20 protein-coding genes are annotated in these 19360 nt (G+C 73.9%); 3 read left to right on the forward strand and 17 right to left on the reverse strand.

Going from position 1 to position 19360, the window contains the following annotated elements; all coding sequences use genetic code 11:
* Positions 1 to 2: 2 nt before the first annotated feature.
* Positions 3 to 575, reverse strand: coding sequence for a TetR/AcrR family transcriptional regulator (locus tag ACIPXC_RS19850; protein WP_401619682.1), 573 nt, complete (start codon positions 573 to 575; stop codon positions 3 to 5).
* Between the two features lie 166 nt (positions 576 to 741).
* On the opposite strand from ACIPXC_RS19850, the gene ACIPXC_RS19855 reads away from it, so the two are divergent.
* A complete protein-coding gene (locus tag ACIPXC_RS19855; RefSeq protein WP_401619685.1) occupies positions 742 to 1533 on the forward strand; it encodes an SDR family NAD(P)-dependent oxidoreductase in 792 nt (263 codons plus the stop codon).
* Between the two features lie 170 nt (positions 1534 to 1703).
* Here the strand turns inward: ACIPXC_RS19855 and ACIPXC_RS19860 are convergent, their stop codons facing one another.
* The 5 genes from ACIPXC_RS19860 to ACIPXC_RS19880 all read right to left on the reverse strand — a co-directional run bounded on the left by ACIPXC_RS19860 (position 1704) and on the right by ACIPXC_RS19880 (position 5317).
* On the reverse strand, positions 1704 to 2819 hold the full coding sequence (locus tag ACIPXC_RS19860) for an MBL fold metallo-hydrolase (protein WP_401619688.1): 1116 nt from the start codon (positions 2817 to 2819) through the stop codon (positions 1704 to 1706).
* 233 nt (positions 2820 to 3052) lie between these two features.
* Entirely contained in the window at positions 3053 to 3712 is a 660-nt protein-coding gene (locus tag ACIPXC_RS19865; RefSeq protein WP_401619690.1) for a class I SAM-dependent DNA methyltransferase, read from the reverse strand.
* Positions 3709 to 4041, reverse strand: a complete 333-nt coding sequence (gene cutA, locus ACIPXC_RS19870) for a divalent cation tolerance protein CutA (RefSeq protein WP_401619693.1) — start codon at positions 4039 to 4041, stop codon at positions 3709 to 3711. Before cutA ends, ACIPXC_RS19865 begins: the two co-directional genes overlap by 4 nt.
* Positions 4042 to 4260: 219 nt before the next feature.
* Complete coding sequence (locus ACIPXC_RS19875; protein ID WP_401619696.1) at positions 4261 to 4536, reverse strand: isoamylase early set domain-containing protein; 276 nt, start codon at positions 4534 to 4536, stop codon at positions 4261 to 4263.
* A 244-nt stretch (positions 4537 to 4780) separates the two neighbouring features.
* Positions 4781 to 5317 carry an SRPBCC family protein gene (locus ACIPXC_RS19880; protein ID WP_401619699.1) on the reverse strand — a complete coding sequence of 179 codons (537 nt, stop codon included), beginning with the start codon at positions 5315 to 5317 and terminating at the stop codon, positions 4781 to 4783.
* Positions 5318 to 5776: 459 nt separating this feature from the next.
* On the opposite strand from ACIPXC_RS19880, the gene ACIPXC_RS19885 reads away from it, so the two are divergent.
* Positions 5777 to 7906 carry an MMPL family transporter gene (locus ACIPXC_RS19885; RefSeq protein WP_401619702.1) on the forward strand — a complete coding sequence of 710 codons (2130 nt, stop codon included), beginning with the start codon at positions 5777 to 5779 and terminating at the stop codon, positions 7904 to 7906.
* Here the strand turns inward: ACIPXC_RS19885 and ACIPXC_RS19890 are convergent, their stop codons facing one another.
* From ACIPXC_RS19890 to ACIPXC_RS19930, 9 genes are all read right to left on the reverse strand, one after another.
* Positions 7907 to 8671 (reverse strand): alpha/beta hydrolase, encoded by a 765-nt coding sequence (locus ACIPXC_RS19890; RefSeq protein ID WP_401619705.1) that lies wholly within the window; start codon positions 8669 to 8671, stop codon positions 7907 to 7909. It abuts the gene before it with no gap.
* Positions 8668 to 9492, reverse strand: a complete 825-nt coding sequence (locus tag ACIPXC_RS19895) for a DUF1295 domain-containing protein (protein ID WP_401619708.1) — start codon at positions 9490 to 9492, stop codon at positions 8668 to 8670. Before ACIPXC_RS19895 ends, ACIPXC_RS19890 begins: the two co-directional genes overlap by 4 nt.
* Before the next feature lie 61 nt (positions 9493 to 9553).
* Entirely contained in the window at positions 9554 to 10903 is a 1350-nt protein-coding gene (locus ACIPXC_RS19900; RefSeq protein ID WP_401619711.1) for a class I SAM-dependent methyltransferase, read from the reverse strand.
* Complete coding sequence (locus ACIPXC_RS19905; protein WP_401619845.1) at positions 10900 to 11649, reverse strand: DUF1365 domain-containing protein; 750 nt, start codon at positions 11647 to 11649, stop codon at positions 10900 to 10902. Before ACIPXC_RS19905 ends, ACIPXC_RS19900 begins: the two co-directional genes overlap by 4 nt.
* The gene (locus tag ACIPXC_RS19910; RefSeq protein WP_401619713.1) at positions 11643 to 12908 is read right to left on the reverse strand and encodes an NAD(P)/FAD-dependent oxidoreductase; all 1266 of its coding nucleotides are present in this window, start codon (positions 12906 to 12908) and stop codon (positions 11643 to 11645) included. The genes ACIPXC_RS19905 and ACIPXC_RS19910 overlap by 7 nt, the downstream gene beginning before the upstream one ends.
* A gap of 144 nt (positions 12909 to 13052) precedes the next feature.
* On the reverse strand, positions 13053 to 13805 hold the full coding sequence (locus tag ACIPXC_RS19915; protein WP_401619716.1) for an anti-sigma factor domain-containing protein: 753 nt from the start codon (positions 13803 to 13805) through the stop codon (positions 13053 to 13055).
* Positions 13802 to 14404, reverse strand: coding sequence for an ECF RNA polymerase sigma factor SigK (gene sigK / locus ACIPXC_RS19920; RefSeq protein ID WP_401619719.1), 603 nt, complete (start codon positions 14402 to 14404; stop codon positions 13802 to 13804). The genes ACIPXC_RS19915 and sigK overlap by 4 nt, the downstream gene beginning before the upstream one ends.
* Positions 14405 to 14854: 450 nt before the next feature.
* A complete protein-coding gene (locus ACIPXC_RS19925; protein WP_401619722.1) occupies positions 14855 to 15289 on the reverse strand; it encodes a hypothetical protein in 435 nt (144 codons plus the stop codon).
* A 230-nt stretch (positions 15290 to 15519) separates the two neighbouring features.
* Complete coding sequence (locus ACIPXC_RS19930; RefSeq protein WP_401619725.1) at positions 15520 to 17511, reverse strand: DUF6777 domain-containing protein; 1992 nt, start codon at positions 17509 to 17511, stop codon at positions 15520 to 15522.
* Here ACIPXC_RS19930 and ACIPXC_RS19935 point away from each other — a divergent pair.
* On the forward strand, positions 17498 to 17746 hold the full coding sequence (locus ACIPXC_RS19935; RefSeq protein WP_401619728.1) for a hypothetical protein: 249 nt from the start codon (positions 17498 to 17500) through the stop codon (positions 17744 to 17746). The two genes, ACIPXC_RS19930 and ACIPXC_RS19935, sit on opposite strands and share 14 nt — an antisense overlap.
* Before the next feature lie 267 nt (positions 17747 to 18013).
* Here the strand turns inward: ACIPXC_RS19935 and ACIPXC_RS19940 are convergent, their stop codons facing one another.
* Both ACIPXC_RS19940 and ACIPXC_RS19945 read right to left on the reverse strand, forming a co-directional pair.
* Entirely contained in the window at positions 18014 to 18982 is a 969-nt protein-coding gene (locus ACIPXC_RS19940) for an alpha/beta fold hydrolase (RefSeq protein WP_401619730.1), read from the reverse strand.
* Positions 18983 to 19020: 38 nt separating this feature from the next.
* The gene (locus ACIPXC_RS19945; protein WP_401619733.1) at positions 19021 to 19353 is read right to left on the reverse strand and encodes a hypothetical protein; all 333 of its coding nucleotides are present in this window, start codon (positions 19351 to 19353) and stop codon (positions 19021 to 19023) included.
* Positions 19354 to 19360 lie beyond the last annotated feature (7 nt).

A 19360-nucleotide genomic window follows, 5' to 3' on the forward strand; every position in this document is an offset into this window, starting at 1 on the left:
GCTCAGGCCTGATCCGCCGGGGTGAGCCTGGTGAGGATCAGCAGGGTGTCGACGAGTTCCTCGGCGGGGGCACCGGTGGCCAGGCGGCGCAACTGCTGCCCGAAGACCAGCGCCACGGCCACGCCGGCCAGGCGTTCGGGGTCCGGCACGCCCAGTTGGGTCAGGATGCGGGCGGCCAGCAGGTCGTAGGCGGCGAAGCATTCGGCCGCGGCGGTCCTCAGCCGTTCGTCGCGGCCGGCCTGGACGTACAGCTCGAAGGGTGCGATGTGGCGGCTGTCGAAGGCGTTGCCGCCCGCGACCTGCGCCACCACCTCGGCCGCCTGGCCGATGTCGACATGCTCGTCGGAGCAGTCGTCGGCGAGGGCCGTGAAGTGCCGGGTCTCCTCGGCCACGAAATGCAGCAGGCTCTCGCGCAGCAGCTCGTGCTGGGTGGCGAAATGGTAGGTGACGGAGCCGAGGGAGACCCCGGCCTCCTTGGCGATCCGCCGGTTGGTGACGGCCGCGATGCCGTCCTGCCCGATGATCCGCAGTACGGCGTCGATAATGCTCTGGCGGGTGGCGGATGCGTGGGACATGTCCGCATTCTGCCCGATGGACCTCCGCGTTCTCCCCTGCGGGGCCCGGTGGTCGGGGCCGGCCGAGGTGTGGACAAGCGGCGCTGCGGTCCCTACAGTTCCCTACTGTTCGTTCGAACGAACAGCCCAGAGCACCGCAACCCCGCCACGCCGCACGGGAGTCGTCGTGAAGATGTCCGGATCGAACGTTCTGCTCACCGGGGCCACCGGAGGGATCGGCTCCGCCCTGGCCGAACACCTGACCGCGCAGGGGACACGTCTCACCGTTACCGGTCGGCAGGAAGCCGCCCTCAAGGCCGCCGCGGACGCCTGCGGGGCCCGCGCCGTGGTCGCCGATCTGGCCGTCCGGTCCGACATTGCACGCCTCGCCGAAACCTGCGCCGACACCGACGTCCTCGTCGCGAACGCCGCTCTGCCCGCCAGCGGCGACCTCCTCGACTACACGGAGGAGCAGCTCGACCGGGCCCTCGACGTGAACCTGCGGGCGCCCGTCCTGCTGTCCCGGCTGCTCACGGAACACATGGTGGCCCGCGGCCGCGGCCACATCGTGCTGATCGGCTCCATCTCCGGCAAGGCGGCGACCAGATCGACCTCCCTGTACAACGCGACGAAGTTCGGGCTGCGCGGGTTCGCCCTCGCCCTGCGCCAGGAGCTCAGGGGCACGGGCGTGGGGGTGTCCCTGGTCCAGCCCGGTTTCGTCCGCGACGCCGGGATGTTCGCGGCCACCGGGGCCACCACCCCGAACGGCATCCGGACGGTCACGCCGGGCCAGGTCGCCGACGGCGTCGTCCGGGCGGTCCGCCGGGACCTGTGCGAGGTCAACGTCGCGCCGCCGGAACTGCGGGTACTCAGCGCCATAGCCGGGCAGTTCCCCGGCTTCGCCGAGCGGATCCAGGCCCGGATGGACGTCGACGGCTCCGTGCGGCAGATCGTCGACGCCCAGCGCTCCCGCCGCTAGGGAGCGTTCGCGAGGTAGCGCCGGCCGCCCGCATGTGGGACTTCGCGGACAGGCCCCGGGGGCTCTCGTCCTCGTTCGTACCAGCACCTGCGCACACCCGCACGCACCCGCCGGGGCCGTATCACCGCGCTGCCCGACGGCACCCCGTACGTGGCGGCCATCAGCGCCGGCTAGGAGGTGGTGTCCGGTGCACCGGACGGTCGCAGTGGGGGCCGGGCCCAGGGCGCGTCGGCGTCGTCGGCCGATTCCGGACGGAGGTGTTCCGTAGGTCGGTCTTCCGTACGCCGGTCTTCCGGGCGGAGACCCAGCTCGCCGAGCTGGTTGACCGCCATCATGGCGGTGAACAGCGGATTCGGGTTGGCTCCGGCCACCCCGAGTCCGGCGATGGCCTCCGCATAGCGGGAGGTGAAGGCGCTCGGCCGGATCTGCCCGCTCCCGCCGGTCAGCCCGAGTGCCGCGTCGTGCAGGGCGGTGGCCTGCGCCAGCAGCCCGTCCAGGTGGGACACCGCTTCGGCGCCGCGGCGTACGCCGAGGGTGTGCCCGTCGGTGAGGATCGTGGCCTCTTCCTGTTCGAAGAGGCCGGCGACGGCGCCGAGCGCGGTCTGGATCTTGAGCTGGTCGGCATCGGCCATGGCCCCGCAGGCCCCGTTGCCCTCGTCGGAGAGGTGGAGCACGCCGCTGTCCCTCAGGTGCACGATCACGTGCCCGGCGCAGTGGCCTTGGCTGCGCAGCACCCGGACCGCCCCGTCGGCGAAGGTCCAGCCGGTGAACCGCAGCGCCCCGACCCGGATCCGCTCCAGGGGCCGCTGCTCGTAGGTCCGGGTCGCCGCGGCGAAGGGCCGCATCGGTGCGAAGAGCGACACCACCTGGGCGGCCAGTGCGGGCGCCGGCAGCGGGGCCGCCCAGGCGATGCGCCGGAAGGAGCGCGCCCAGTAGGACTTCGGGTCCCGCATCTGGTCGAGGTCGCGGGCGGGGACGTAGTGCTCGGCGGGCACGCCCAGCTCGTCGGCCAGCTCGTCGGCCACATCGTTGTTGCCGACGTGGTCGAGGTGGCCGTGCGTGGTCAGCACGAGCGCCCGGGACCAGGGTCCGACCCGGTCGGCCGCCGTCCGCAGCGCGGCGCGGAAGGCCCGGCCGACCCCGGTGTCGACGAGTACCAGTGTGTCGCCGGCCCGGTGCGCGAGGGCGTTGGCGACGTCCGGCCGGTCGTGCGCGAGGTCCAGTCCCTGCCCCAGGACCAGCACGGTCCTGTCGTCGAGTTCCATCAGCTCGCCGAGCGCGGTCATGGATCCTCCCGCGATCCGGTCGGGGCCGGTCCGCCGGTCTGCCGGGGCCGGTCTGCTGGTCTGCCGGGGCCGGTCTGCCGGTCTGCCGGTCTTCTGGTCTGCCGGTCTCCAGTCTCCCGCCGCCGGGAGTGGACCGCACCGCCGTCCCGCGGCGGCGGCCGGGGCACGTGGTTTTCAGCGGGCCGCCGCCCGGAGGCAGTGGGGCACGGCCGCGAGGGCCGCGTGCCCCGGGCTCACGTCCGGTCGCCGGTACGGGGGTCCGCCGCCCGCATCAGGAGGTGGCCCCGGCGGAAGCGCTCCTGGCTGCCGGGCTCCCTGAGCATCCGCCCGATCTCTGCGAACCCGGCTTCCCTGGCCATGTCCGCGAGGTCGTCGACCGGCCATCGGTAGGCGGTCGTCACCTTGTGGTCGAACGCCGCCACCGGACCGCCCTCGGCTTCGAAGAAGGCCAGCAGGAGGGTTCCGCCAGGAGCCAGCACGCGGCGGAACTCCGCGAAGTAGGCCGGGAGTTCCGCCGGTGGAACGTGGATCATCGAATACCAGGAGACGATGCCGCCCAGCGCCCCGTCTCCCAGGTCCAGCGCGTCCATGGACCCGGTGCGGAAGCTCAGGCCGGGGTGGGCCGCGCGGGCGAAGTCGATCATGCCGGGCGAGAGGTCGACGCCGAAGACGTCAAGCCCCAGGTCGCGCAGGTGCGCCGTGACGTATCCCGGACCGCACCCCAGCTCGGCCACGGGCCCGCCGCCGGTCCGCGCGAGGTCGGCGAACGCGGCGATGACCGAGCGGTCCAGCGGAACGCCGTCGAGCCAGTCCCGGGCGAGATCCGCGTAGAGGGCGACGACAGCGTCGTAGGCGTCGGCCGTCGCCCGGAGGTGCGCGGGGTGTCCGGTCACGAGGAGCACCGGCCCGCGTCGGTCTCGTTCACCGCCCGGGCGAAGCGCCCCTGCGCGGCCCCGGCGGCCGGGAACACGATCCACCGGGGGACGTCGTACGGGTGGCGCTCGTGCACGCATGCCTGCAGGTCCGCGGCCCGCTGCGGGGTCGTCGTGCAGGAGACCCGGTGGCCGCGTTCGTGCCGCAGGGGGCGGTTGGCCCGGTGGCAGGGCGTCGTCCGAGTCTCGACGTCGGCTGCGGCCGACAGCCCGGCCTCCACCGCACCCCGTGCGATCCCGTGGGCCTTCGCCTCGTCGTTCACGGTCGTCCGCGCGATCACCACGCTCACCACGCCGGTCCCCCTCGATCGGTAGGCCCCCACCCTACAGCCGGAACTCGCCTGCACCGCACGGCACGCAGCTTCGTGATCATGTTCCGGGCCGGCGCCGACCGGGGCGACCGGCCTCCGGTACGCCGACCGGTCCGCGCACCCGGCGGTGCGGTGGACACGGACGTCGACCGGCTGCCCCTTCGGGGCGGGGAAGCCGGCCGTGTGGGCCGTTCGCCGTCAGGTGTGGACGCGGCTGTTGGCGCCGTCGTGGCCGTCGGCGTGCTCGTCGTCGAACCAGTAGTCGCCGGCGGCGAGGTAGCGGAAGGAGTGGGCGCTGCGGGCGGGCAGTGCGACGGTCGCGGCGCGGGTGCCGTCGCCGCGGGACTCCAGGGGGTGCGCGGAGGGATTCCAGTGGTTGAAGTCCCCGACGACGCTGACCGGCCCGTCCGGGATTCCCTCGGGGAGGATGAAGGTGACCTGGGTTCGGCCCTTGAGCTGCTTGCGTTCGAGCACTGATTGACTCCAGCCGTGGAGGAACGGGGAACCGGCCCGTGCATCCTCACGCCGAGTCCCGCGCGGTGCGGCGGTACCGGGCCGCGCTGCGGGCAGAAGTCACCCGGCTGGCCGTCCGGCGGACCTCCGCCCGGCACCGCGCGTACCGGTTCGCGGAGGAACCGCGGCACTGCTCGACCAACTGTCCGCGCGCATCGGCGTCGTGGTCGGCCCGCTCGGCGCGGACCGGTCGGTCCCGCTCGCGTCACGGGGAGTCGGACGAGCCGGGTGCGGTGGTGGGGCGGGCTTCCAGGTGCGCCTTCAGGTTGCGCAGGGTGGTCCGGATGTTCTTCCGCTGGAATTCGGCGAAGGTGTGCCCCTTCGTCGCGATCCTGTCGAACGCGTTGGCCACCGGATCGGGCCAGGCACGGCGGTCGTCGGTCCACGTCTCCGTCACCTCGGTGCCCCCGGGCACGGCGGAGAAACGATACTCCCAGGTGGCGATCGGGCCGCGCAGCCACGGGCGGCGCAGCCCTATGGCGTGGACCTTGAACCGGAAGACCTCGCCCGGGTCGGCGGCCGTCACCGTGCATCGGGTGGTCCAGCGGAACGGACCGCGCTTGTTGTGGCCGTCGAAGACCATCCCGGGCCGGGTCGCCGTGCCGGGTCCCTCGGCCGGTGTCGCGCCCAGGTTCTCCGGGCTCCAACGTCCCATGAGGGTGGGGTCGCAGACGTGCTGGTAGACCGTCGACGGGTCAGCCGCGACGACGACGGTGTCATGGACGCTGAACGTGCGGGGCATGGGCTCCCTCCTCGGGACACGACAGTAGCGGCCGCCGCGCCGCCCCCGACCGCCGCCCCGCGCGCGCCGGCCGGAAACGCCTCAGGGTGTCGTGGCCGGGTTCGCTCTCCTCGCAGACGAACAGCGCCCGCTCAGCGGGGTGGTGGACGCCACCGCGAGACCGGCGCCCCGCCGAGTGCGGTGTGCGATGTGCGGTGTGCGCTGTTCCTCGGCGTCCACCCGGGCATTCCTCGGCGTCGACCCGGCATTCCTCGGTGTCCACCCGGCCGCGCCGGGCCGCGCCGGCCGGGCCGGACACACCCGGCGGGTCGATGCCCCGGCATTCAGTACGAAGAACTGCAACCCGATCGGGTCCTGTGCCGGAAGTGGGGGCGAGGGGCCGCAGCCGTCGGGTCCCTCGGCATGGATGCTCTTCACCGTCCGACCCACACGTCATACGTCATCGCCAAGGGATTCGCTTTGAGAAACGCACCGCGCTGGGCCCGCTGGATCGTTCCGCTCGTGCTGCTGCTCGTCTGGCTCGGCATCGGCGGGACGCTCGGACCGTACGCGGGGAAGCTGGGCGAGGTCGCCACGAACGACCAGGCGGCGTTCCTGCCGCGCAGCGCCGAGTCGACGAAGGTCCTTGAGGCCCGGAAGGCCTTCGAGGGGGCGCAGTCCGTACCGGCCGTGGTGGTGTGGACGGCGAACGGGGCTCCGGTGACCGCCGGACAGCAGGAGGCTGCCGCACGGGCCGTCGGGGACCTCACCGGCCGGCCGGGGATCACCGGCCCACCCACACCGGCCGTCGTGTCCGCCGACGGGCTCGCCGTCCAGTCCGTCGTGCCGCTCGCACCCGACCTGGGCGAGGAACTCCCCGCGGTCCTGGCCGAGGTGCGGGAGGCCGCGCAGCGGGTGCCGGGCACCTCGGTCGGGATCGCCGGCCCGGCGGCCACCCAGGCGGACCTGTCGGACGCGTTCTCGGGCATCGACGGGCTGCTGGTGGGGGTGGCCCTCGGGGCGGTGCTGCTGATCCTGCTGCTGGTCTACCGCAGCGTGCTACTGCCCCTGGTGATCATCGTGAGTGCGGTGTTCGCACTGGGCCTGGCCTGCGCGGTCGTCTACGCGCTGGCCGACCGGGGTGCCGTCCGCGTGGACGGGCAGGTGCAGGGGATCCTGTCGATCCTGGTGATCGGGGCCTCCACCGACTACGCCCTGCTCGTCGCGGCGCGCTTCCGTGAGGAGCTCGCGGCGCGGGGCGACCGGGCGGACGCGGCGCTGGCCGCCGTGCGCCGGTCGGCCGGCGCGGTGACCGCCAGTGCGGCGACCGTGGCGCTGGGTCTGCTGGCGCTGCTGGCGAGCGATCTGACGAACAACCGGGCCCTCGGGCCGGTCGGCGCGATCGGGATCGTGTGCGCGGTGCTGAGTTCCCTGACCTTCCTGCCCGCCGTCCTGGTCCTGCTGGGCCGCACCGCCTACTGGCCCGCCGTGCCCGGGCCGGCCGACGCCGACTCCTCGGCCGAGGGGCACCGGCTGTGGCGCCGGGTCGCGGGCCTGATCGACCGGTCGCCGCGACGCGTGTGGGTGTCCACCTCCGTCCTGCTGGTGGTGCTGGCCGGCTTCTCCCCCGCGCTGTCGTCCAAGGGCGTGCCGCTGGACGAGATCTTCGTCAATGACGCGCCCTCGGTCGGCGCCCAGCAGACCCTCGCCCGGCACTTCCCCGGCGGCTCGGGCAATCCGGCCGTCGTCATCGCGGCCGCCGACCGGGCCGCGGAGGTACGGGCGGCGGTCGAGGGCACGGACGGCGTGGCCGCGGTCGTACCCGTCACCGCGGGCGGTGGCCGGCCGGGGACGGGCACCCCACTGGTCGTGGACGGGCGCGTCCGGCTGGACGCCACGCTGGAGGCGGCGGCCGACAGCGACGACGCGAGACGGACCGTGCAGGAGCTGCGGGAGCGCGTGCACGCGGTGGCCGGGGCGGACGCGCTGGTCGGGGGTTACACGGCCCAGCAGTTCGACACCCAGCAGACCTCGGCCCGCGACCGGACCGTGATCGTCCCGGTCGTGCTCGGCATCATCCTGCTGATCCTCGTCGCGCTCCTGCGTTCCGTACTGGTGCCCGTGCTGCTGGTCGCGACGGTCGCGCTGAACTTCCTGGCGACGCTGGGGGTGTCCGCGCTGGTCTTCGGGCCCCTGCTGGGATTCAGCGGTACGGACGCGTCCGTACCGCTCTACGGGTTCGTGTTCCTGGTCGCGCTCGGCGTGGACTACAACATCTTCCTGATGTCCCGGGTACGCGAGGAGAGCCTCACCCTGGGCACCCGTGAGGGGGTGCTGCGGGGGCTCGTCACCACGGGCGGCGTCATCACCTCCGCCGGTGTCGTCCTCGCCGCGACCTTCGCCGCCCTGATGGTGATCCCGCTGGCCTTCCTCGTCCAGATCGCCTTCATCGTCGCGTTCGGCGTCCTGCTGGACACCCTCGTCGTCCGTTCCCTGCTGGTACCGGCGCTCATCATCGACATCGGTCCGCGCGCCTGGTGGCCCAGTGCGCTGAGCCGGACGGGTACCGGATCCGGCCCGCGGACCGCGCCGGCGGCCCGGGCTCGGTGATCACCCCTCCTGCCACGGCGTCCCGGGGGTGTCCGGGGCGTGGTCCGCGAGGCCGGCGAGGGCCGCGGGGTACGGGGCGAGCCCGAGGAGCGCCGCGGTGGCTCCGGCGGTGATCCGGTGCCACAGGCCGGCGTCGCCGATCATGGCGTGGCCGCCTCGGGGCATCCTGACCCCGTGGACCCGGGCCTCGGCCTTCCGGGCGCGCGTCAGGTAGGACCAGGTGTCCGCCGCCCGGGTGATGCGGTCGTTCTCGTCGTGGAGGGCGACGACCGCGCGGGCCCGCAGATGGGCGGTGGGCTCGTGCGGCGGGCACCAGGGGGCCAGCGCGACGACTCCTCGGACCTGCGGGTCGTCGGCGGCGCGCAATGCGGCGCGGCCGCCCATGGAGTGCCCGACGAGCACGACGGGGACCGGTCCGGCGACGGCGCGGAGTTCGTCCAGGGCCCGGCGGGTGTCGGCGACGGGATGGGCGTGCCGGCCGTTCCAGCCGCGGTGGCGGTAGCGGACGTGTGCGACGAGGACGTCGGGGTGGGGGGTGGCACGCGTCAGGGCCGTCGCGAAGGGGCGCATACGCAGGCCGGGGAGGTTCAGCCGGGTCGGCGGTCGCAGGGCGTCCGCCCGGCCCCCGTGCAGCAGCAGGACCGCGGCGGACGCTCCTTGTGACAGCCGGTGGCCCGGGGCGGGTACCAGGGCCTGGTCGGGCCTCTCCCGGTCCGCTGCGCCGCCCCGGTGGTCGGCGGTCTCCCGTGACGGCTGCTGGTTCACTTCTCGTCTCCTGCGTTGCGAGGCGGGCGGGGCGGACGGGGGAGGAATCCGCTCGTGCGGGCGGCGTACTCGGCGTAGCCGGGACGGCCGGCCATGTGTCTCTCCAGCAGGCGTTTGCCGCTGCCGACGGTCAGCAGTGCCGTCATGACGACCGGGGAGACCAGGCTCAGGAGGGCCGCCGACGGGCTCGTGCAGGCGAGCAGGTACAGGCCCCACCAGACGAGGCTGTCGCCGAAGTAGTTGGGATGGCGGGTCCAGCCCCACAGGCCCCGGTCCATGATGCGGCCCCGGTTGGCCGGGTCCTCCTTGAACCGGGCCAGCTGGTGGTCGCCCACGGCCTCGAAGCCGAGCCCCGCGGCCCACACGACCAGCCCGAGAACGCCGAGGAAGCCCACCGGGACGGCCGCGTACGAGGCGACCTGGACGGGCAGGGAGATCAGCCAGACCAGCGCGGCCTGGAGGAGGTAGACGGTGCGCAGGGCGTACCACGTACGGTTGCCCCGTGCCTTGTCCAGGAGTGCCGTGTAGCGCGGATCCTCCCCGTGGCCTCGGGAGCGCCATGCGATGTGCACGGACAGCCGAAGCCCCCACAGGACGGTCGCCGCGGCGACCAGCAGCCGTCTCCCGGGGTCGCCGTATCCGGCGGACAGCAGGCAGGTGGTGGCGGCCACGGCGCTGAAGGCCGCGCCCCAGGCGATGTCGACGACGCGGTGCAGGCGCCGTCGGGTGCCCACGGCGAACGCGGCGAGGAGCACGGCAGCCGCGACGGCCGCGCAGACCGCGAGGTTGGTGCCGAGGGCGCCCCAGGCCGTGCCGCTCACGACCGCTCCCCCGTCGGGTTCCGGGCGCCGGCCGCCGGGACGAGGGCGTGCCCGGGGGCCGTCACCGTGGGCTCCTCTCGGTGAGGACGACCTGGCGGACGTCGAGGTAGCGGGAGCGGAATCCGGCTTCGGAGTAGGCCAGGTAGAACTCCCAGAGCCGCTGGAAGACGGTGTCGAAACCGAGATCGGTGACGGTCTGCCGGCTTTCGGTGAAGCGTTCCCGCCACAGGCGCAGCGTGTGGGCGTAGTGCTCGGCGAACCCGAGGTCGGACTCGGTGCGCAGACCGGCCGCCGCCGCGTGCTCGGCGATGGCGCGGCGGGAGGGGATCAGGCCGCCGGGGAAGACGTACTTGCTGATCCACGTGTGGGTGGCGGCGGTGTTCTGCATGTGCCGGTGTCCCATGGTGATCGACTGGAGGGCGATGCGCCCGCCGGGGCGGAGCGCCGAGCGCAGGGTGGCGAAGTAGGAGGGCCAGTACTCGGCGCCGACGGCCTCGATCATCTCCACGCTGACGACGGCGTCGTAGCGGCCCTCGACGTCCCGGTAGTCGCACAGCCGGACGTCCACGCGGTCGCCGAACCCGGCGGCGCGGATCCGGGCCCGGGCGAGTTCGGCCTGCTTGGTGGAGAGGGTGAGGGTGGTGACGCGGGCGCCGCGGGCGGCGGCGCGCAGCGCGAGTTCTCCCCAGCCGGTGCCGATCTCCAGCAGTTCGGTGCCGTCCGTGACGTGCGCGAGGTCGAGGAGGCGGTCGATCTTGCGGTGCTGGGCGGCGGGGAGGTCCTCGGACCTGGCGGGAAAGCCGGTGAAGACGGCGGAGGAGTAGGTGAGGGTCGGATCGAGGAAGGTGGCGAACAGGTCGTTGGACAGGTCGTAGTGGCGGTGGATGTTCTCGCGTGCGCCGCGCCGGGTGTTGCGGTCGCGGCCGGGCCGGGCGGCGACCCACAGCGGTCGCAGGCCGCGCAGCGGGGCGGGGACCAGGTCGTCGACGTGCGTGGCGAGGACGGTCAGGAGGCCGGGCAGGTCGTCGCTGTCCCATTCGCCGGCCATGTAGGACTCTCCGAAACCGATGAGGCCGTGGCTGCCGATGCGCCGGAAGAAGGCGTCCGGGTCGTGGAGGGTGAGGTCCGGGCGTCGTGCCGGTCCGGTGGCACGCCCGGACCCGGAGCCGGAGCCGGTGCCAGTGCCGGAGCCGGTGCCGGTGCCGGTGCCAGTGCCGGTGCGTATGTCCAGCGGGAGCTGTTTCAGGGCCCGGCCGACCAGGTGTGCGGCGACGGCCGTCCGGACCGGGCCGCCCGCCGGGAGCCGGGCCACGTCGGGCCAGCGTGCGGGATCCGTCCGCCGAGGGGTCCCGGCCCGAGGGCCGGGGAGCGGTGCCTGGTGGTGGTCGGACGTGGTGGCCTGGTGGGTCACGGGACCATTCCCTTCTGCGGTGCGTGCCGGGGGCGGGGCTGTACGGGCAGACCGCGCAGGAGCAGGCGGATGCCGTGGAAGCGGATCCCCGCCCAGACGGCGGCGGTCGACCAGGGCCTGCGGGCGGCTGCCCGCAGGAGGGCACGGGCCGTGGCCGGGCGGGCTTGTCCCCGTACGGTGGCGGTGAACGGCCGCCCGGCCTCGGTGTCGAGGTGCACGGTGAGGTCGAGGCGTTCTTCGGGAAGAGGCAGCCGCATCCGGTAGTGGCCCTCGACGGGGAAGAACGGCGAGACGTAGAACCGCTTCTCGGCCCTCGCCCGGCCGCCCGCGTCCGGGTGCAGGAGGTAGCAGTGCCGCTGCCCGTAGGTGTTGTGGACCTCCGCGACGACGCAGACCAGGGATCCGGACGCGTTGTGGCACCAGTAGACGCTGAGGGGGTTGAAGACGAATCCGAAGACGCGGGCGTGGGCGAGCATCACCACGCGTCCGCCTTCGATGTCGATGTCGCGGGAGGCGAGGAACTCCTCCAGGCCTGCGCGGATCGTGGGGGCGCGCCCCGCGAAATGGTCCCGCGGGTCGAACCGGGCGAGCGGGCGCAGCGGACGGGGCAGGACCGGGAGCCGGTCGACGTCCACGCACCACAGGTAGGTGCGGTGCCGGACGTCGTGCCGCAGCGGCGCGGTCCGGGTGTGGACGACCAGGCACTCGTACAGCGCGGCGGCGGGCGCCGCTTCCCCGGTCACCAGCGCACCCCGAGGGCACGGGCGGCTGCCGCGCCGGAGCGGCAGCCGTCCTCGTGGAAGCCCCAGCCGTGCCACGCCCCGGCGTACGCGGTCACGGCGGTGTTCAGGCGCGGCAGTTCCTTCTGCGCGGCGACCGAGGCGGGCGTGTAAACGGGGTGTTCGTAGTGCATCCGGCGCACCACCCGGCCCGGGTCCACACGGTCGCCGGCGCCCAGGGTCACCACGTAGTCGGCGCCGTCGGGCAGGTTCTGCAGGCGGCGCATGTCGTAACTGACGCGGACCGACTCGGCGGAGGGGTCGCAGGCCGGGAGGTGGTAGTTCCAGCAGGCCCGGGCGTGGGGCGAGCGGGGCAGGAGGCGGGTGTCGGTGTGCAGGACCGTGGGGTTGGGCTCGTACGTGAAGGCGCCCAGGAGCCGCCGTTCGTCCGGGGTGGGATCGGCGAGCATGCGGAGGGCCTGGTCGGGGTGGGTGGCTATCACGACGGCGTCGTATCCGTCGGTGGCACCGTTCTCGGTGGTTATCCAGACGCCGGAGCCGCGTGCGGCCCGGTGGACGGTCTGCACGGGGCTGGAGGTACGCACGCGGTGCACGCCCTTGGCCACGGCCTCGACGTAGGCGGCGGAGCCTCCGGTGACGGTCCTCCACTGCGGGGAGCCCGTGACCGACAGGAGGCCGTGGTGCCGGAGGAAGGCGAAGAGGTGGGCGGCCGGGTAGGACAGCGCGGTGCGTGCGGGACACGACCACACCGCGGAGACGAGTGGGAGGGCGAAGTGGCTGACGAAGTACGGGGAGAACCGGCCTTCGCGGAGGAAGTCGCCCAGGGTGACGTGGTGGGAGGGCGGATCGGCGAGCAGCCTTCGGGCCCTGCGGTGGAAGACCGGTACCTGCGCGAGCAGGGCCAGGTAGCGGCCCCGCAGCGCCGCCCGGCCGGTGAAGAGCCCGGCCGGGCCGCGGGCGCCCGCGTACTCCAGGCCGCAGCCGTCGCACCGTACCGACATGCTCATCTCGGCGTCCTGGGTGGAGATCCCCAGCTCGCGGAAGAGCCGCAGCAGGTTCGGATAGGTGCGTTCGTTGTGCACGATGAAGCCCGAGTCCACACCCATCGGCCGCCCGTCCGGGCCGGTGAGTTCGTGGGTGTGGGCGTGACCGCCGAGGCGTCCCTCGGCCTCGTAGAGGGTGACCTCGTACGAGCGCGCCAGGACGTGGGCGGCCGTCAGGCCCGCGACCCCGGCGCCGATCACCGCTGCTTTCCGGTGTTCCACCTCATCACTCCCGCCGTTCGACGCGCCGCTGGGTGCGGTCGCTCACCCGTGCTTCGCAGCGGACGGGCGGGCGGATGGGTGCGGGTGCGTCGTGGCCGTGGAACGGGGAGCACGGCAGGGGCGCCGGGGACGACGGGCGCGCCGTCAGGTCGGCAGGGCCATCAGGAGCAGGGGGGCGGTGGTGGGGCGGCTGGAGCCTCCTGCGGGTTCGAGCGAGAGTCCGACGGCCGCGGCGTCGGCGGTGTCCCCGTCGAGCAGGACCGTACCGTCCCTGCGGATGAACCCGGCCGGAAGCATGGTGCCGTCGTGGTCGAGCCACAGCTGGTACGTCATGCCCGCGGCGGGGGCCGGCAGTCCGGCGGCGGTGAAGACGGCCCTGTTCTGCCGCTCGGAGGCGACGACGGTGGCCAGGGCTCCGTTGCCGGCGCGGCCGTGCACCGCACGCGCGTCGGGCGCGGCCAGGACGGCGCTGACGTCGTCGAGGTGCCGCTCGGCCTGGAGCGCCCGCTGCTGGTACTGCTCGCTCTGCCGGTTCTGCCAGGCGGCCAGGCCGGCGAACGAGGCGGCCGCCACCACACTGGCGGCCAGCGCGAGGGGCACGGCCCGGCGCCGCAGCACGCGGCCGGCGCCGGCCGGCTGCGTGGTGACGGGAACGCGCGGGGGCAGTTGGCGTACGCCGTCGACGGCGGCCATGACGTGCTGCTTCATCATGGGCGGCGGGTTCTGCGCGCAGGCGTCCGCCAGGCGCGCGGCGGTGGCCTCGAACTCGGCCACCTCCTCGCGGCACGCCTGGCACTGCGGCAGGTGGTCGCCGAACGCCTGCCGCTCGGCGGGGTCCAGGGCGTTGAGGGCGTAGGCGGCGGCGAGGGTGTGGAGGTCGGAGTGGTGTTGCTTCATGTGGTCACCCCCATGCAGTCGCGGAGCCGGATCAGCCCGTCGCGCATGCGTGTCTTGATGGTCGGCAGCGGTGTGCACAGGGCTTCGGCGACCTCACGGTAGGTCAGGCCACGGTAGTAGGCCAGGGTCACGGCCTGGCGCTGGAGTTCGGTCAGGCCGCGCATGCAGCGGCGTACCTGTTCGCTCTCGAGGCGGGTCTCGACCTGCTCGGAGACCTCGTCGAACGCCGTCTGGTGCTCTCGGGCGGCCTGGGCCTGTTCCCGGTCGGCGGACGCCTGGGCGGAGCGGACGCGGTCGACGGCCCGCCGGTGGGCGATGGTCGCCGCCCACGCGGTGACGCTGCCGGCGTCCGACCGGTAGCGGGCGGCCTGCCGCCACAGGTCGATCATCACCTCCTGTGCGACCTCCTCCGACTGGGACCGGTCGCGTACGACCCTGATCACGATCCCGAAGACCATGGGTGCGAGGGCGTCGTAGAGGAGCGAGAAGGCCTGTTTGTCGCCGCGGGCGACCTCGACCATGACCTCGGCGAGGTCACTGCGGCCGGCGTGACTCGCCCGGCCCGTACGACCGTGCGCGAACGGGAGTGGTTGGTTCACCGGGCGGGCTCCGGCTGCGGGCGCGTGTCCGGCTGTGTCTGCGGCGACAAGGGGGACGGGCGGCCTGGGCCGGCGGGCCGGGGGCGGGGTGTCCATCGCATGGGGATCCGGGTCCTTGTCCTGGGAGCGGGGCCGTGTGGTGTGTCCAAGACCTCTTCGTAGCGGACGTGCGTACGGATGGCCGGACTTTTGGGAAACGGAGCAATTCGGCGTCTCGACGCAGGTGGGGCGGCGGGCTTCCCGGGCGGCCTGCGGCCCCGGCGGCAAGAGGTGGTGCACCGTTGACGGCCGCGTGCGGGGTGCGGTGGCGAGTGCGGCGTCCATGACGATTCCTGGTTCCTGGTCGTGGAGGGTGGACCGGCGGAGGGTGGACCGGCGGAGGGTGGACCGGCGGAGGTTCCGGGGCCCGGGGCGCGGGCCCCGGAAACCCCCGCCGCCCCCGGGTCGGCACTACCACTTGTCGTGGCAGTTCCAGTGCCCGGATACCCAGTGGTTCACCGAGTGGCCGGGCACCCAGTGCTCCTTCCCGTGGTCCTTGCTCCACCGTCCGTCGTGCCGGCTGCCGGGATGCCATGTACGTTCCCAGTGGCCCCTGCTCCACCTGTCGGTCACCCAGTGGCCCTTGACCCAGGTGCACCGATCGTGGTCCCGCCGGTCCCAACGGTTCCAGCCGTCGTGGCGGTACCAACAGTTCCAGTGGTCCTGGCGGTTGCCCCGGTCACGGTCGTGATCACGGTCGCCGGTGGGCGCCGAGGGCACCGTCGACGGCGCCGCCGAAGGGGCGGCACTCGCCGTACCGGACAGACCCAGCAGCGAGCCACCGGCCAGCAGCCCGGCGGATGCGACTCCGACGACCAGACGCTTCATGTGCGGCGAAACGGTCATCCGGGCTCACCTCCTCCCTTTCAACTGGTTCATCAACCATTCGGCTTGGTCTGCTCCTTCACCATCTGGAGCGTCACCACGGATTCGTGGTGAGCGGGGTGAAGGATTGGCAAGAGACTCAAAGCGTCATATCTCCTCCCTTCGGAGTGCGTGCCGTGAACCCTGCCGACCCTGCTCGGACCGTGGTGCGCTCGGGTCCGGGTCCGGGAGTGGCAGTGGCTTCGTACGAGCTACCTCAGCAACGGCTCCTCCTCCCGGCCCCCGGGACCGTCGGATCGGCCCGGCTGCTGTCGCGTGCCCCCCTGGACGGGGGCGTCCTGGCCCCGCTCGCTCCCCGGCCGAAGGCCGGACTGCCCGCGTGTGTCCCCGCCGCCCGTACCGGCCCGAGGAGACCCGGTCCCATCCGCGCTCCCCTGCCCCTGCCCCTGCCCTCCGGGCCGGACCTGACCGGACGACTCCCCCTCGCCCTGGCCAGGAGCCTTGCCGGTCCCCTGGTCGGCATCCCGCCCGGAACCCGTACCCGCCCCCTCACCGGGCGTCGTACCCGGGCCCTGACCGGGGGACTTGCCGTTGCCCTGGCCCGGCCTCTGGCCCGTACCCTCGCCGGAGCCCTTGCCCGAGCCATGCCCCGATCCCTCATCGGGAACCTTGCCCGTGCCGTCACCCGCGCGCTTGTCCGGTGCCGTGCCCGAGCCCTGGCCGGGGGCCTTGCCCGTCCCCTGACTGGGAGTCTTGCCGTTGCCCTGGCCGGGGGCTTCGCCCGTGTCCTGGCCGGACCCCTGCCCGGGAACCTTGCCCGTGCCGTCGCCGGAGCCCTTGCCCGGCGGCTTGCCCGACCCGTGGCCGGGGGTCTGTTCTGGAGCCCTGTCCGTCTCCTGGCCCGGAGCCTCGTCCGGGGCACCCGGAACCTTGCCCGGAGCCTGGCCCGTACCCTCGCCGGACCCGTCGCCCGGCGCCTTGCCCGAGCCGTCGCCGGAACCCTTGCCCGTTTCCCGACCGGGTTCCTGGCCGGGGGCCCGGCCCGCGCCCTCGCCCGAGTCCTTGCCCGGGGCCCGGTCGGGCTCCTGGCCGGGGGCCTTGTCGGGCACGTCGCCAGGGCCGTGCGGCTTCGGCCCGGGCGTCTTGTCCGACCCGCGGCCCGAGCCCGCATCCTGCCCCGGCGCCTTGCCCGGGTGCTCGCCCGGGGCCTTTCCTGAACCCTGCTCCGGCACGGTCGCGGGGTGCTTGTCCCGGCCCGTGCCCGGTCTCTTCCCCGGCTCCGGGCCGGGGTCCTTGTCCTGGCTCGGCCTCGTCCCTCCCTTTCGCTCCTTCTCCGGCACACCGTGCGGCTCCCCGCCGGGGTCCCGGCCCGGTGCCACCCCCGGTGCCGGGTCGGGGCGCGCGGGGTCCGTCGCCCGTTCGGTGTCCGTCCGGACCGATCCCTCGTGGGCCGGCGGCAGGGCCGGGTAGGGCGAGTCCGCGGTCCGGCCCGGCGGCGGCTCGACCTCACGGTCGGACCGTCCCCGCGCCGCACCACTCGGGCGCTGGTACCACGCCTTGCGGCCCGGGTCGTAGACCGTCACGGCTTTCACCGGCTTCGCGGCCGGCCTGACCGCGACCAGTTCGGCGGACCGGAAGGAGGACCACTCCTGTCCGTTGATCCGGGCCTTCCCCCGCACCGCGACCGGCGGTGTCAGAGGGTTGCCGCAGGCACACCGGACCCGTGGTACGCCGCGCCCGTCGACCAGTACGGACGTACCGGCCTGCAGGATCGCCTGGTAGCCGGTGGGCGCGTCGTTCTTGTACCCGTGGTTGGTGACCCGGGTGTCCCAGCCCAGCCGGACCGGCGTGAGCGACCGCAGATAGGCCGGGATCCCGGTGGGACGGAGGCCCAGCGTGGCGGCGAAGGCGCTGCCCTTGTCCGGGTGTTCCCCGAGGAACTTGATCTGCTTCTCCACGTCGCAGCTCGCGATGTTCCGCGTGCCTCCGTAGAGCCCCGGGTGGGCGCCGTCGACCTCCAGGGTGCGCGCGCCGCTCGTACCGCCCTGCGCCGTCCCGGTGGTGCCGGGCGGGACGGCGCCGGTCTCCTGTGATGCCGTGGCCGTCGAGGGGGTGAACGGATCGGGACCGGCTGCCGCCGCGGCCTCCAGGAAGACCTCCCCGCCGGCCGCGGTGTTGCCGCCCAGCACGGTGAAGCCGACGACCACGGCCGAGACCACGATCGCCGCCGTGCTCGCGCTCACCACGGTCCTGCGCGAACGCCAGCGGCGCCCGGGCAGCCCGCCCCCGCTGTCGGCCGGGGGCGCGAAGGACCCCGACGGGTACGACGGAGGCGGTGGAGGTATCGGCGGCGGGGCCTCCGGCGCAGGCGCGGGCCGTGGCTGCGGACCCCGGCCCGACAACGGACCGGGCGGCGGACCCATGGGGTGCTCGGACGAGGACGAGGAGGACGGGGGACTCACGACACTCGCCCCCTGACACGGGGCACCGGGACAACGATGGTGACTCGCATGCGCTCGCTCCTTCTGGCCGTCGACGCCTCCACATCCCGGAGGGGAATCTGGGAAACCGGCGCCGCTGACCGGAAGTCGGCGAAGGAGGGCCCCGGACGGGGGCCTCTGTTCACCCGCGACACCGATGGGGTCACGCAGGAGGTGTGAGCCCGTCCCTCGAGTAAGCCCCCCGCGCCCGGGCCGCGTCATGTCGCGACCATTCGGGACTTGACAGAACCCTCCCGCGATCCTGCTACGGGACCCGCAGCGACGGCTCCGCCGGAGGCGCGGCCGCGGCCCGGTCCGCGACCAGGCGCACCGCCGCGATCGTCAGGTCCGGGTCGTGGAGCCGGACGTAGTGGTCGCTGCCGGTGGCCGACAGGTGGGGGGTCTGCGGCCGCAGGGCCACCAGCGCCCGCTGGGCCGTGGGCCAGGCCTTCTCCAGCTTCGCCAGGAGTCCCTTGTCCATGGTGGGCGGCGCGGCGAAGGGCTCGGTCTTGCTCAGCACCGCGACCGGTACGGGCGGGAGCGGGCCGCCGCGCTCGATCGCTGTGACTCCGCCGTCGATGTCGACCTGCTCGAACGCGGGGTCGGCGTCGAACGGCGTACCGGGGTGGCGGAGCGCATCGACGTACGCCGGCCAGTCCGCCCCCATCGCGGGCTTCAACGCCGGCCCCAGCGCGTCGACGAGGACCAGTCCCCGGGTGCGTTCCGGGTGCTCCTGCGCGTACCGCAGGGCGAGCAATCCGCCGGAGGAATGTCCCATCAGCAGGTACGGGCCCGGTACGTGGGCGGCGCTCGGCAGCCGGTCGAGGTCCTGGACCGTGGCGGGCAGGGTACGGGTGCCGTGCACGGGCGTGCTGCGGGTGGTGAGGGTGGGCGGCTGCGTGGCGCGGAGGGTGCCGGGACGGTCGTACGTGCAGACGCGGGCGAAGGCGGCGACGCCCGGCAGCACGGCGGGGGCCTTCGGCACGGGCGGGGTGGTGTCGGTCAGCGACCACGGGTCGGAGGCCTCGTGCAGGCCGGAGATCAGCACCGCGGTCGGACCACTGCCGGAGCGGCTTCCGGTGCCGGAGCCGGAACAGTGCGGGTAGAGGCTGCGCCCGCTGCTGATGCCCACGCCCTGCCCGGCGTCCCCGCCGGCGCCCGGCCCGGGTGTGCCGGCCACGAGCAGGACGGCGGCCATCGCGGCCGCCACCGTGCCGGGGACACGCCATCGCATGCCCTCAGCTTCGCCCGTGGCAGGTCACCCCGCCAGTCTCACCCGACGCGGGCGTAGCGGAAGAGCCAGACCAGCGGTGCCAGGACGGCCGGCGAGCCGAGAAGGACACCGAGTCGGGCGCGGACCGGGCCCGGCACCCCGCTGCGGCGCGCCCGCCAGAGGTCGGGAAGTCCCCAGACGACGGCGCAGATCCCGAGGGGGACGACGGCGTAGAGCGGCAGGAAGCGGACCAGGGGCGGGAGTGCCTCGGGCAGGAACGGACAGCCGAACGCCACGACGGCGCCGATGCCCAGGACCAACGATCCCGTGCTTCCGGTTCGCGGCTCTGCCCGGTACGCCGGCCCTGCGGTGTCCTGCTTCGCCGACCTCATGGCCCGC

Source organism: Streptomyces sp. NPDC090021 (assembly GCF_044748225.1).
Classification (GTDB): domain Bacteria; phylum Actinomycetota; class Actinomycetes; order Streptomycetales; family Streptomycetaceae; genus Streptomyces.